This window comes from Maricaulis sp. (assembly GCF_034670125.1).
Lineage (GTDB): Bacteria > Pseudomonadota > Alphaproteobacteria > Caulobacterales > Maricaulaceae > Maricaulis.
Map to the genome: position 1 here is coordinate 178255 of NZ_JAXMOC010000004.1, position 13880 is coordinate 192134.

General features: G+C 63.5%; 11 protein-coding genes. 5 read left to right on the top strand and 6 right to left on the bottom strand.

Annotated elements, in window-relative coordinates; all coding sequences use genetic code 11:
* Positions 1–3 precede the first annotated feature (3 nt).
* Together VOI18_RS09500 and VOI18_RS09505 are read right to left on the bottom strand one after the other, a co-directional pair.
* Entirely contained in the window at positions 4–1083 is a 1080-nt protein-coding gene (locus VOI18_RS09500) for a site-specific DNA-methyltransferase (RefSeq protein WP_323762166.1), read from the bottom strand.
* A 77-nt stretch (positions 1084–1160) separates the two neighbouring features.
* The gene (locus VOI18_RS09505) at positions 1161–1817 is read right to left on the bottom strand and encodes a ribonuclease HII (protein WP_323762167.1); all 657 of its coding nucleotides are present in this window, start codon (positions 1815–1817) and stop codon (positions 1161–1163) included.
* Between the two features lie 22 nt (positions 1818–1839).
* Between VOI18_RS09505 and VOI18_RS09510 the strand changes: the two genes are divergently transcribed.
* On the top strand, positions 1840–4269 hold the full coding sequence (locus tag VOI18_RS09510; protein WP_323762168.1) for an EAL domain-containing protein: 2430 nt from the start codon (positions 1840–1842) through the stop codon (positions 4267–4269).
* Here VOI18_RS09510 and VOI18_RS09515 read toward each other — a convergent pair.
* The 3 genes from VOI18_RS09515 to VOI18_RS09525 form a co-directional block, all read right to left on the bottom strand.
* A complete protein-coding gene (locus VOI18_RS09515) occupies positions 4266–5117 on the bottom strand; it encodes a hypothetical protein (RefSeq protein ID WP_323762169.1) in 852 nt (283 codons plus the stop codon). The two genes, VOI18_RS09510 and VOI18_RS09515, sit on opposite strands and share 4 nt — an antisense overlap.
* A gap of 69 nt (positions 5118–5186) precedes the next feature.
* Positions 5187–6308, bottom strand: coding sequence for a PA0069 family radical SAM protein (locus tag VOI18_RS09520; protein WP_323762170.1), 1122 nt, complete (start codon positions 6306–6308; stop codon positions 5187–5189).
* 87 nt (positions 6309–6395) lie between these two features.
* A complete protein-coding gene (locus VOI18_RS09525; protein WP_323762171.1) occupies positions 6396–7250 on the bottom strand; it encodes a uracil-DNA glycosylase in 855 nt (284 codons plus the stop codon).
* Between the two features lie 148 nt (positions 7251–7398).
* On the opposite strand from VOI18_RS09525, the gene VOI18_RS09530 reads away from it, so the two are divergent.
* The 4 genes from VOI18_RS09530 to VOI18_RS09545 are packed head-to-tail and all read left to right on the top strand — an operon-like array spanning position 7399 to position 12736.
* Positions 7399–9072: an electron transfer flavoprotein-ubiquinone oxidoreductase gene (locus VOI18_RS09530; protein WP_323762172.1), complete on the top strand. Its 1674-nt coding sequence runs from the start codon at positions 7399–7401 to the stop codon at positions 9070–9072.
* A gap of 54 nt (positions 9073–9126) precedes the next feature.
* Positions 9127–10875: a tetratricopeptide repeat protein gene (locus VOI18_RS09535; RefSeq protein ID WP_323762173.1), complete on the top strand. Its 1749-nt coding sequence runs from the start codon at positions 9127–9129 to the stop codon at positions 10873–10875.
* The gene (locus VOI18_RS09540) at positions 10872–11726 is read left to right on the top strand and encodes a 4-(cytidine 5'-diphospho)-2-C-methyl-D-erythritol kinase (protein ID WP_323762174.1); all 855 of its coding nucleotides are present in this window, start codon (positions 10872–10874) and stop codon (positions 11724–11726) included. Before VOI18_RS09535 ends, VOI18_RS09540 begins: the two co-directional genes overlap by 4 nt.
* Positions 11723–12736, top strand: a complete 1014-nt coding sequence (locus VOI18_RS09545; RefSeq protein WP_323762175.1) for a hypothetical protein — start codon at positions 11723–11725, stop codon at positions 12734–12736. Before VOI18_RS09540 ends, VOI18_RS09545 begins: the two co-directional genes overlap by 4 nt.
* Positions 12737–12755: 19 nt before the next feature.
* On the opposite strand, the gene VOI18_RS09550 is transcribed toward VOI18_RS09545, so the two are convergent.
* A complete protein-coding gene (locus VOI18_RS09550) occupies positions 12756–13778 on the bottom strand; it encodes a polyprenyl synthetase family protein (protein WP_323762176.1) in 1023 nt (340 codons plus the stop codon).
* Between the last annotated feature and the right edge of the window lie 102 nt (positions 13779–13880).

The window sequence follows — 13880 nt, forward strand, 5'->3', positions numbered from 1 at the left end:
GCCTCAGTTTTCCAGCGTGGCTCTGATTTCGGCCCGCATCACATCGATCGGCGCCAGGCCCTGCTTCGTGCGGACGTGCCAGTAGGTCCAGCCATTGCAGGACGGGGCGCTTTGCAACTGGGCGCCGACCTGATGGATCGAACCGGCATTGGTTCCCGCGATCAACGTGCCATCCGCCCGGACACGGGCCGTATTGCGGCCCTTGGGGCAATAGAGCGTATCACCGGGCTTGAGCATGCCGCGTTCCACCAAGGCGCCGAACGGGATGCGCGGCTGGGCGCGTTTGGACTGGGTGACGTCGAGCGTGTCGCTGGCGCCGCGCGTGATGGCGGCAAGGCGCTTGCGGGCGACGTCCAGATAGGCGGTGTCGCGCTCAATACCGATATAGTGGCGGCCGAGGCGCTTGGCGGCGGCGCCGGTGGTGCCGGTGCCGAAAAAGGGGTCCAGCACGACATCACCCGGATTGGTGGTCGACAGCAGGACGCGATGCAACAGCGATTCCGGTTTTTGGGTCGGATGGGCCTTCTTGCCGTCCTCATCCTTCAGGCGTTCGCCGCCAGTGCAGATGGGCAGGGTCCAGTCGGATCGCATCTGGACGCCGTCATTGAGCGCCTTCATGGCCGCATAGTTGAAAGTCGGGCGGGCGTCCTTGGTCTTGGCGGCCCAGATCAGGGTCTCGTGCGCATTGGTAAAGCGCGTACCCTTGAAATTCGGCATCGGGTTCGACTTGCGCCAGATGATGTCATTGAGCACCCAGAAGCCGGCATCCTGCAAGATACCGCCGACGCGGAAGATATTGTGATAGCTGCCAATCACCCAGATGGCGCCGTTCGGCTTGAGGACGCGGCGGGCCTCCTCCATCCAGTTCCAGGTGAACAGGTCGTAGTCGTCGAAGCCGCCGATCTGGTCCCAGTCATTGTCGACGGCAGACACTTTCGAGTTGTCGGGACGATGCAGGTCGCCCCCAAGCTGGAGATTGTAGGGCGGGTCGGCAAAAACCAGGTCAACGCTCTCGTCGGGAAGTGATTTCATCACCTCCACGCATTCCCCTTCAAGGATCTGGTCGATCTTTGTCTTGGCCATCACGCGCCGCTCCACTCCCGATACAGAGGCAAGTTTTTCGGCTTTCAGGGCTAACGGGCCGTTAATCCCGCATCAAGTTATCCACAGCGATTCGCATTTGTGGAAAACCGGGATTCGAGTGCGGCGCGGACCGGTGCGTAGGTGCGGCGGTGAATGGGGCAGGCGCCGATGGCCTCCAGGGCGGCCTTGTGACTGGCGCTCGGATAGCCCTTGTGCCCCTCGAAACCATAGCCGGTGAAACGACGGGAGGCCTGCTCCATCAGATCATCCCGCACCGTTTTGGCAATGATCGAGGCTGCCCCGATGCAGGCTTCCTTGGCGTCGCCCCGGACGATGGCCTCAGCCGGGCAGGGCAGGTCTGGGGGAAGCCTGTTGCCATCCACAAGGACAAGGACAGGGTGGACCGGCAAGCGGGCGACGGCGCGACCCATTGCTGCCATCGTGGCGTGCAGGATGTTCACGCGGTCAATCTCGGCCGGCTCGGCAATCCCGATGGCCACCCAGGCATTGTCCCGGATCAGGGCAAAGAGCTCCCGCCGCCGGCGTTCGGACAGGGCCTTGGAGTCGCCCAGTCCGGCGATTGGCCGGGCGGGATCGAGGACGACCGCCGCAGCGACCACCGGACCGGCCAGCGGGCCGCGACCGGCTTCATCAACACCGGCGACGGGGCCGGTGCCGCGAAGGTCCTGTCCGTTAAGGCTATGATTGTCTTTTTGTGGGACGGTTACGCTCAAAGCAGATCCTTTGGGGCATTTGGTGTATCGCGTCTATTACTGCCTGACGGTCGAACACGATCTTGGACTTGTCGCTGTGGCGGCTCTTTTGTGTGCGCTCTCGGCGCTCGCGGCAATGTTCATTGTCCGCCGCGCAAGAGAAGCCGAAGCGGGCCGTCAGTCGGCCTGGCTGCTGTTTGCCGGCTTTGTGACCGGTACCGGCATCTGGGGCACCCATTTCGTTTCCATGCTGGCCTACGAAACCGTGGTTCCGATTTCTTTCGGCCTGGTTGAAACAATTGTCTCTCTTTGCCTTGCGATCGTCGTGTCCGCCTGCGGCTGGGCATTCGCCGTCCGTTCGGGGGGGCGCTCGGGCGCCTTGATCGGCGGCGGGTTGGTCGGCGCCGGTATTGCTGCCATGCACTTCATGGGCATCGAAGCGATGCGCGCGGGCGCGGTCATAACCTGGGATACAGGCCTCGTCATCGCTGCGCTTGTGCTGGGCGTGCAATTCACCGCCGCCGCTGCAGTTCTGGTCATGGGGCAATCCCTGAAGCGCGGACTGGTCGGCGGCACCGTGTTGCTGGTCAGCGGAGTGATCAGCCTTCACTTCATCTCGATGGGCGCGATGCAGGTTGTACCGGACATGGCTGCCGCTGCTTCCGAGTCGGGGCTGTCCCCGAAATTGCTGGCGGTCACCATCGCCCTTGGTGTGGTTTTCGTCGTCAGCGTGGGACTCGCGACCGCCGCCATCGACTTGCACCTGGGCAAGCGCCGTGTCGCCGAGAACGCCCGGATGCGGGCTCTTGCGGAAGCAACATTCGAGGGCATTGCCGTCGTCCGCGATGGCCAGATGTACGACATGAATGGTCGCTTTTGCGACATGCTCAATCTTGAGCGTGAAGACTTGGCCGGCACGCCGATCGCCAAGCTTGCCGTCGGGCCGGACGACATCGCGGTCCTGCAGGGCGACCATGATGGCGCACCGGCGACCTGCCATTTGCGCTGCCGGGACAGGGCGCCGATCACGGTGCAGGTTCGTGCCCGTGTCATGGATTTCGACGGGGAGGCGTCCCGGATTTTCACATTCAGGGACGTGTCGTCGGAAGAGCGCGCCCGCGCCCGCATCACACATCTGGCACACCATGACACGCTGACCGGGCTGCCCAACCGCCTCAAGTTTCGCGAAGCCTTCGAGGCCAAGCTGCGCGATGCGTGGGATGATGACAGTCAGGTCGCGCTGATGTTCTTTGATCTGGACCGCTTCAAGGAAGTCAATGATGTGCATGGGCACGCGACCGGTGACCGGCTTTTGGTGGCGGTATCGGAGCGGCTGCTGGATGCCTTGCCGCGCAACGCGATCGCGGCCCGTTTGAGTGGCGATGAGTTTGCCGTGGTCATGCCGGACGTGGACAGCCGAGAAGAAGCGTTGAACACGGCCCGGCGCGTCGTCAACAATGTCGGGTCGCAGCTCAGCCTCGGTTCGTTGCACCTGAAGGTGTCGGCTTCGGGCGGCGTGACCATGTTCCCGATGGACGGTGAGGATCCGGATCGCCTGATGAACCAGGCCGATCTCGCCCTTTACCGGGCCAAGGGGCAGGGTCGCAACCAGGTTTGTGACTTCGATCCAAAGCTCGGCCTGATGATGCAGGAACGGCGGATGCTGGAGGCCGATCTGGCACTGGCGATTGAAGACGATCTGCTGACCTTGAACTACCAGCCGCAGGTCCGCCTCGGCGACGGATCCATCTGCGGCTTTGAAGCGCTGGTGCGCTGGCATGATGAACGCCGCGGCGCTGTGGCGCCAACCGAGTTCGTCCAGATTGCCGAGGAAACCGGACTGATCCTGAAAATGGGCGATTGGGTTCTGGAGACGGCCTGCCGCGAAGCGGTCAACTGGCCGAATGGTCGGCGTGTCGCCGTCAATGTCAGCCCGGCCCAGTTCAAACAGGGCAATCTTGTTTATTCGGTCCAGCGCGCGCTGGCGAATTCCGGCCTCGATCCGGCCCGTCTCGAGATTGAAATCACCGAGGGTGTGCTGATCGATGACGAGGCCCGCGCACTGAAAGTGCTGCGTGGCCTCAAGGATCTTGGCGTCGGTCTGGCGATCGATGATTTCGGGACCGGCTACTCATCGTTGAGCTACCTGCGGGCCTTCCCCTTCGACAAGATCAAGATCGACCGGTCCTTCATCACCGGTCTTCAGAATGACCCGGAAGCACAGATCATTGTACGCGCAACCATCGATCTGGCCCGCGATCTGAACATCGCCGTCGTTGTCGAGGGGGTCGAGGAATTCGACGAGCTTTGCGCACTTGGCTTTCAGCCGGACCTCGTGCTGCAGGGCTATCTCCTGTCACGCCCTTTGACCCGCGGCCTGATTTCAGACTTCGACGAGGCCTCGAAAGTCATCCGGGCCGAGATGGCAACCGTTGTTGCGTCTGCCCGTCCCCTGCGACAGCGCAGCGCCTAGCGAGGCCGGACGTCTTCCCTGAAACGCCTCGTCGGGCCGCCCCGCATCACGCGCCACCAGAACAGGATGGCACCAACCGGTAGCGCAGCCTCGATGATCCAGGGATCGACGAGGCTGTCCCGCGTGACAGACGCCCCGAACAGCCGAACTGAGAACAGGTTGAGATGCACACTTGTTTCGGAGCTGGTTACGCCGGGCGCCTCCAGCCATATAGCTGTGGTTGCCCAGTCCATGGCCAGCACCGGGAAACAACCCGCGAGGATGAAGATTGTCCACAGGATCCGCCGCTTGACCCGTTTGAACCGGTAGAGGCTGATGGTGGTGATCAGGACAAAGGCGACGATCGACATGGAGAGACCGACCCACAGCAGGCGGGACAGGCCCCAGCTGTCCACGCCGTCGGGTCCTGCAGCCGACCGATCGATTTCAGTCAGGTTGAAATGGGTGATCTGCCAGGCGGCGTCGCCGGTCCGCATCAACATCAGCGACAATGACAGGTCTGTTTCCGGCCAGTGCAGCTGGTAGACGACCGTCAGGCGACTGACCGATGCCGATCCGGTCGAGGCCGACATGTTCCTGTGGGCACCGACAAGCGAAATACTGCTCAGTGGTGATGTCGGCTTGATGGTGGCGATGTTGTCGAGAAGTGTCGGGAGGCGGGACGTGTCCAGATCGGGGTGCCAATGGGCTGCGACCGGCTCGGTGTCGCCGTCAATGGCGAGAGCCTGTGCGGCGGCCAGCATGGGTCGCGCATCATCGGGAATGATCCGGTCAAGTGCCGATTGGTAAAGCTGGCACCCGCCCAGACTGAAGGCCAGCACGGTCACCAAGATCCGAATGATCGACATCGCCAAACTCCCCCATCCCCCACATTGATTGCCTTGCGGGCGGGGTAAAAACAAGCGTGCTTCCCGCCGTCAGAAAAGCCCAGGTTGCTGTGCCGAGCCAAGTGGCCGCTCGAAGCGGCTTGTGTCCAGCGCGACCCGTGGCGCATCCAGACCGTAGCGTTTGATGGCGTTTCGAAAGCGGCTGGCGACCAGTTTGGCGTAGGGACCGGTTCCGCGGCCTCGGCTGCCCCAGTTGGCGTCATAGTCCTTGCCACCCCGCATTTGCCTGATCAGTGACATGACGTGCCCGGCGGCCTCGGGGCGCTTGTCCGCGAGCCATTCCCGGAACAGGTCGCGGATTTCCAACGGCAGGCGCAGCAGAACATAGGCCGCGTTGTCGGCGCCGGCCTTTGCTGCCGCTTCGAGCAAAGGCTCGATTTCATGATCGGTCAGGGCTGGTATGACCGGTGCCATCATCACGGTGACCGGTATGCCAGCCTCTTTCAGGGCGGAGATTGTCTCCAGGCGGCGATGCGGTGCCGCGGCACGCGGTTCCATGTCGCGGGCGACTTTGCGGTCCAGCGTGGTGATCGAGATCGCGGCCTTGACCAGCCCGTCGGCGGCCATCGGTGCTAGAATGTCAAGGTCGCGACGGATCAGGGCAGACTTGGTGATGACGCTGATCGGGTGCCGGTAGCGGGCACAAACCTTGAGGATGTCGCGCGTGTGCTGCCGCTCGCGTTCCAGTGGTTGCCAGGCGTCTGTATTGGCGCCGATCATGATCGGTTTGGCTTGGTAGCCAGCCTTGTTGAAATGGGCTTCCAGCAGGTCCGGACCATTCGGCTTGGCGAAAATCACGCTCTCGAAGTCGAGGCCGGGAGAATACCCCCAATAGGCGTGACTGGGGCGCGCGTAGCAATAGATGCAGCCATGCTCGCAACCCCGATAGGGATTGATCGACTGGTCAAAAGATATGTCCGGTGACTGGTTGGTCGAAATGATCGACTTTGATGCGTCCCGCAAAACCATGGTCGCCAGTTTGGGCGCTTCGCCATCGGCCTCGGTCCAGCCATCGTCGAAGGCTTCCCGCCCTTGCGCCTCGAAGCGCCCTGATTTGTTTGACCGAGCGCCCCGACCTCTTGCTCCGGGGCGGTGGGGCAAGGAGGCCTCCTGAGGGGCATTAAGGGCGTAGCCACCAGGGCGCTCGGTCATGTCCGCATCATGACTCAGTTTCGGAACAAATCAAGAACAAATTTGACGCATTGAACAGACATGTCCGTCTCGGTCCTGGTGAGATGTTCAGTTGGAAGACGCGAGTTCGTCCTGAAGCGTCAACATGTCCTGCCAGGCGAGGCGTTTTTCACCGGGGCGGGCGAGCAGGAAACGCGGAGAGAAAATCGGCAGCGCCTTGATTGATGTTCCGGTCGGCTCTCCGGCCGGGTCACGCAGTTCATAATCCACCCAGCGCCCACGCAGACGTGTTATGGCCGTGTCGCTGCGCAACAGGGCACGCGCGCCCAGCTCGCCGGCGAGAATCAGCAGATCCGGCTTCTTCAGGGCGATGTGCCGCTCAATGAATGGCAGGCATTGGGCGATCTCGTCCTGGGTCGGGGCGCGGTTTCCGGGAGGCCGCCAATTCAGCATGTGGATCACATAGGCCTGGTCGCGGGAGATGCCGATGGCAGCCAGCATCTGGTCGAGCAGGCGACCGCTTCGACCGGCAAAAGGTTCACCACGCTCGTCCTCTTCCCGACCCGGCGCTTCTCCGACCAGCATGACGCGAGCTGCGCGATCCCCGCGGGCAAAGACTGTGTTGCGGGCCGTGCGCTTCAGGGCGCAGCCTTCAAATGACTCGATGGCTTTTTGCAGGGAATCGAGACTGTCGGCCTTGCCGGCCAGGGCCCGGGCGTCCGGCCCGGACGACGGGCTGTCACCGAACCCGGCCGCCCGTGCCGCCTGCGGGGTCGCGGCCCGTACGGGCTCGGAGGGCATCTGGCGTCTTGGGTCGGCCTGGCGGTCAGGGTTCGGCTGTACCGGAGCGCGAGGCGTCATGACCGGCTCGTCCATCTCGATGCCGGCATCCGCCCACCAAGCGATTAGCGCTCGCAGCGCTTTCTCGTCTTGTGGCGTGAGAGTGGGTCCGGGATCGGTCATGGTTGACGTGCACGTTAACGTAATAGCTTTGATCCCGACGGCGGGACGCGCTAGATGGGTGTTTGATCCTAGGGTATGACCGAAGACCTGCAAGCCGAACACCGCATTAAACAGACGCTGACCAAGAAACGGGAAGGGTGACAGCCAGATGACCGACGCCGCTATCGAACGCGAATCCATGGAATATGACGTCATCATCGTCGGAGGCGGCCCGGCCGGCCTGTCCGCGGCGATCCGGTTGAAGCAGATGGCCGCCGAGACCGGCAGCGAGATTTCCATCGCGCTGCTGGAAAAGGGGGCCGAGGTCGGTGCCCACATCCTGTCCGGCGCGGTTGTTGACCCCAAGGCCCTCAACGAACTCTTCCCGAACTGGAAGGAGCTGGGCGCGCCGCTCGAGGATGAGGTCAAGACCGACATCTTCGAGGTTCTCGGTGCCGCCGGCTCGATCAGCCTGCCGACATTGATGTTCCCGCCACTGATGAGCAATCACGGCTGCTACATTGTCTCGCTGGCCAATGTCTGTCGCTGGCTGGCCGAGCAGGCCGAGGCGCTGGGTGTCGAGATTTATCCCGGTTTCCCCGCCGCCGACCTGATCGAGGAAGATGGCGTGATCAAGGGCGTTCTGACCGGCGATTTCGGTCTGGCCCGCGATGGCGGCCACAAGGATGGCTACCAGCCCGGCATGGAGCTGCGCGGCAAGTACACGCTGATCGGCGAAGGTGCGCGTGGGTCGCTGGCCAAGAAGCTGATCAGCCGTTTCAACCTGTCCGAAGGCAAGGAACCGCAAAAATTCGGTATCGGCATTAAGGAGCTGTGGCGCGTGAAGCCGGAGAACCACAAGCCCGGCATGGTCAAACATACCATGGGGTGGCCGCTCGACGGCCAGACCGGCGGCGGGTCCTTCATGTACCATTTCGGCGATAATCTGGTCTCGGTCGGATATGTCGTCCACCTCAACTACAAAAACCCCTACCTCTCCCCGTTCGATGAGTTCCAGCGTCTGAAGACACACCCCGTCATGGAGACGGTGTTTGAAGGCGGCGAGCGCATCTCCTACGGAGCTCGCGCGATCACCGAAGGTGGCTACCAGTCGGTGCCCAAGCTGGCCTTCCCGGGTGGCGGCCTGATCGGGTGTTCGGCCGGTTTCGTGAATGTGCCGCGCATCAAGGGCAGCCATAACGCCATGAAGACCGGCATGCTGGCCGCAGAAAGCGTCTTCGCAGCCATCACCGATGGCCGACAGCATGACGAGCTGACCGAATACCAGACGGCGTACGAGAATTCCTGGGTCGCCAAGGACCTCAAGCGCGTGCGCAATGCCAAGCCGCTTTGGTCCAAGCTGGGCACGTTCTGGGGCGTCGCCTTTGGCGGGCTGGACATGTGGTGCACCACGATTTTCGGCGGCTGGTCACCTTTCGGCACGCTGGGGCATGGCAAGACGGATGCGGAAAGCCTCGAGCCGGCGGCCAAACACAAGCCGATCGATTATCCCAAGCCCGACGGTGTCCTGACTTTCGATCGCCTGTCCTCGGTCTTCATTTCGAATACCAATCACGAGGAAGACCAGCCAATCCATCTCAAACTGTCCGATGCGGAGCTGCAAAAACTGTCCGAGCTGGGCGAGTTCGCCGGGCCGTCGACACGCTATTGCCCGGCCGGGGTCTATGAATGGGTCGAAGACGAGACATCCGGCGAGCAGCGTTTCCAGATCAACGCCCAGAACTGCGTCCACTGCAAGACCTGCGACATCAAGGATCCCAACCAGAACATCAACTGGACCACGCCCGAAGGCGGCGGCGGTCCGATGTACGCGAATATGTAGCGAGAGCCGCCTCCGGCCCTTGCGCCGGACGGCCAGCGGGGCGAGCATGCGGGCATGAGTTTTCCTGTCCGCATGCTCCCCCTGATCCTTGCCGCCACGGCGCTGTCCGCCTGTATCAGCCCGCCCGTGCCGCCGGAGGATGACGAGGCCTCTGTTTACGGAGCTTTCCTTGCAGCCCGCTATGCGGGTGTGAACCGTGACGTGGCCAGCGCCGCCGCGAATTATGCCCGTGCCCTGGATCAGGCCCCCGGTGATCCAACACTGGCGGACCGCGCTTTCATCACCGCCCTGCTGGCTGGCGATCGGCACCAGTCCGCCCGCCTTGCCCAAGCGACCGTTGATGTCGGCGATCCGAGCCGTCTGGCGACGCTCTATCTCGCCGCTGACCAGATCGCCCGACGCGATTACAATGGAGCGATTTCCAGCCTCAATGCGGCGCCGGACTATGGACCATTCAACACCCTGATGCGTGACCTGCTGATGCAGTGGGCCATGATGGGTGACGGTCAGCAGCTGGCGGCGATGGACGCGGCCAATGCGACAGCGGCCCCCGAATTCCTGTCTGCACACCTGTGGCTGCACAAGGCCATGCTTGCTGATGTCGCTGGCGAGACTCAAGCCGCCGACGGGGCTTACCGGACCGCGGCCTATTCATCGGTTTTTCCGCGTCTGGCGGCGGAGATGTACGGAAATTTCCTCGAGCGTCACGGGCGTCAGGACGAGGCACGTGCGCTCTACCAGGCCAATCTCGACGCCAGTCCGGATGAGCCGTTTGCGCTGGATGCGCTGAGGCGCCTAGATGCCGGTGAACGGCCCGGGCGACGACCATCTGTGCCGGAAATGGCGTCCCGGTCCTTGTTCGGACCCGCTACGGAACTGGCTGCCCAAGCTGATATGGACCTGTCGGTCATCTATCTGCGCATGGTCGAACGGCTGGATCCTGCCTACGCGCCAACCCGGTTGAGCCTGGCCGGTACACTCGAACGAATCAGCTTGCCCGAAGCCGCGCTGGCGGAATATGCGGCGGTGGTTGAAGGCCCCTTCCGTTTTGCCGCCGACATAGACCAGATCTGGCTGCTCGGCCGACTGGCCCGGACCGAGCAGGCGACGACGCTGGCCCGGCGTCTGGTCGATGAGAGCGGCGATATCGAAGCCCGTTTGTTGCTGGCTGATTTGCTGCGGGTTCAGGGGCAATGTCCTGAAGCCATCACGCTGTACGAGCAGGTCATTGCGGACCGCGAAGCAGCCGGGCAGGGCGGCGACTGGCGCTATCATTATTACGCCGGAGCCTGTCACTACGATGCCGACAACTGGCACGATGCCGAGGCCCACTATCTCGCTGCGCTGGATCTGGCACCGCGCGAAAGCCGCATCCTCAATGATCTGGGTTATTTCTGGATCGATCGCGGCGAACGCATCGATGAAGCCTTCGAGATGATCATGTTGGCGGCGGAACTCGATCCGGAAAACGGTAATGTGATCGATAGTCTGGGTTGGGCCCATTACCGACTCGGCCAGTACGAGGCAGCCGTGCAGGCGCTGGAACGTGCGGCTGAACTTGCACCCGGCAATGCCACGGCCAATTATCATCTTGGCGATGCCTACTGGCAGGTCGGCCGCTATCTGGAGGCAGGCTTCCAGTGGCGGCGTGCGATCGATCTGGATCCTCGCCCGGAGCAACGCGACGGGTTGGAATACCGCCTGACACACGGTCGCCCGCCCTCCGGTCAGCCGGAGAGAGCGGTGACTGTCACCGAGGTGGCCCGGGATGTCGCGCCAACTGACGGTACAGGCGAGCCTTGAATAACGATCCGGTCACCGAATGCGCTGCCGCCAAGGTCAATCTGACCCTGCGAGTTGGCGCCGCGCGTCCCGACGGCTATCACCCGCTGGACAGTCTGGTCGTGTTCGCTGACTGGGGCGATACCGTCGAGGTGCGACCGGCCCAGGGCCTGCTCCTGACCATGTCGGGCGAGGCGTCACGGGCGCTCGCTGCGGACAATTCCAATCTGGTCCTGAAAGCGGCGCGGGCCCTGCAATCGGCCGCAGATACCGATGCCGGTGCCATGATCCGGCTCGACAAGCAGATACCGGTCGAAGCCGGTCTGGGGGGCGGATCGGCCGATGCCGCGGCGACCCTGCGGGCATTGAACCGCCTGTGGGGGCTGGACTGGTCGCTTGATCGCCTGGCCCAGCTTGGCCTGACACTGGGAGCAGATGTTCCGGCGTGCCTTTATTCGCGCCCCTTGCGGATGCGCGGGATTGGCGAATGGATCGACATCCTGCCGCGTTTCGGAGCATTTGAGGCGGTCATCATCAATCCGGGCATCAGCGTGCCGACCGGTCCGGTCTTCAAGGCCTTCGACCACGCCGACCCGGCGCCATTGGCTGAAGCCGAACCGATCGGCGAGGACAGGCTGGAGTGGCTGCGCGGCGAGCAGAACGCGTTGGAACCGGTGGCCTGTGACCGGCATCCGGAAATCGCAGCGACCCTGGCCTGGTTGCGGGACTGCGACGGGGTCGAGCTGGCCCGAATGTCCGGTTCCGGCGCCAGCTGCTTTGCGCTGTGCCGTGACCGCGCCACCGCCGAGCGCGTCGCTGCGGCGCATGACGGTTTCGCCCGCGCCGTGCGACTGGGCGGTTCGGGACAATGATGCCGCCGGGATTTGTCTGGCTGCTGGCCTTTGTGTCCGGCCTGGTCGTTGCGGGCCTGGTGATGCGTGCCGGAATTCTCGATCATCCCAATGCCCGGTCCAGTCATGTCCGACCGACGCCGCGCGGCGGTGGCCTGGGACTTGTCGTCGGCTTCCTGCTCGCGCTGGCGGTGACGCCGGTGGCGGCACCGGCCGACCAGGCCATTCTGGGTGGGCTGGCGCTGTGTACGGTGTTGACTGCCATTCTTGGCTTTCTCGACGATTTGGTGAGCCTGAACGGTCGGTTGAAGTTCGCGGTACTGCTGATCATCAGTCTCGCACTCGCCGGCATGACCGGCCCCGTGACGGATCTCGGTGTCGCGCTGCCCTGGATGCTCGGCTGGCTGGGTTCGGCCTTGTACGTGTTCACCTTGGCAAACACCGTGAATTTCATGGACGGGTCGGACGGATTGCTGGCCTCGACCCTGATCCCGGCGGCGCTGGCAATGGGTGTCATGGCCGACGGTCCCCTGGCCATTGCGGCGTTTTCCCTGGCCGCATCCACAGCCGGTTTTGCCGTCTGGAACGCGCCCCTGTTATCGGCAAGGGGACGCTTGTTCAGCGGTGATGTCGGCGCCCTCGGAGGTGCCGTGATCTTCGCCGGCTTGTCTCTGGCCTGGGCCTCGACCGGCCCTGCCGGGTCGGTGTGGCTGGTGCCGCTTCTGGTCCTGCCGTTGCTGGGGGATGTGTTGCTGACGATGGCCGCCCGTGTGCGGGCCGGTCGCTCCCCCTTCACTGCTCACCGGGCCCATGCCTACCAGCTGCTGATCTCGATCGGGTTGAGTCACCGGCAGGTCGCGATGATCTGGGGTGGGATGAGTCTGGGCTGTGGCGTGTTGGCGCTTGTGGCCAGCGCCCTGCCGCTGCCGGCCCAGCTGGTCAGCCTAGTCGCGGCGGTGGTGGTGTTTGCGCTGGGCCATCGCCATTGCCGCAAGCTGGCGCGCATCAAAGGCCTGGACATCCACCAGTAGCGATATTGGGCGGGCGTGATCAGTAGGCGCGGTCGACGACGAAATCGGCGAGATCTTCAAGCGCGGTCCGCCACTTGTTGGCCGGAAAGACCGTCAGGGCCTCACGGGCGCGACGGGCATGATTGCGGGCCTGGTTGACGGTCGCTGCAAGCGCACCATGGGCGTTGACCAGCCTGATCGCCCGGTCGAAATCGCCTTCGACCTGATCGCCTTGTGCGATGACCCGGTTCCAGAACCCGGCTTCCTCACTGGAGGCCGCCGCGATGGCGAGTGCGACCGGCAGGGTGACCTTGCCCTCGCGGAAATCGTCACCGGTCGATTTGCCGAGCTTGGCCGACGCGCCGCTGTAATCGAGCGCGTCGTCAACAAGCTGGAAGGCCAAGCCCAGTTCGCGGCCATAGGTTTCCAGCGCGGCCTCCTCGGCTTGCGGGCGGTCGGCGACAATGCCGGATACCTGCGCTGCAGCGGCAAACAGGGCGGCGGTCTTGGCGTCGATGATCTGCATGTAGGTCTCGACCGAAACCCCGACATCCTTGACCGCTGAGAGCTGGCGCACCTCGCCCTCGGCAATCGTGGAGGCGGCATCGGAGAGGACGCCGAGCGCTCTCATAGACCCGGCCTCGACCATCAAGGAAAAGGAGCGGGCGAACAGGAAGTCCCCGACCAGCACCGAGGAGGCATTGCCCCAGACCAGATTGGCGGCCGCCTTGCCTCGTCGCATGCCGCTCTCGTCGACGACATCATCGTGCAGCAGGGTGGCGGTGTGGATGAACTCGACGGCGGCGGCCAGCTTCAGCGGCGCGATGTCTGTGCAGCCAATCATGTTGGCGGCGGCGACCGTGATCATCGGCCGGACGCGCTTGCCGCCGGCCTCGATCAGATAGCGGGCCAGTTCCGGGATCAGCTCGACATGACTGTCCAGCCGTTCAAGAATGAGGGCGTCGACCCGGCGCATGTCGTCATGGGCCAGCGTTGCGAGCGCTTCGGCCGCATTCGGCCTGTCGGCGCTGCTTGCGACCGTTGCCGTTTTGACACTCACCATGCTGTCCACGCCAGCTGTCCTCTTGATGCAGGCCCGATTGCTTCCGACAATAGAAATCGAGCGACCGCCCGGCAAGCGCAAGGGGCGGTGACGAAACAGCAC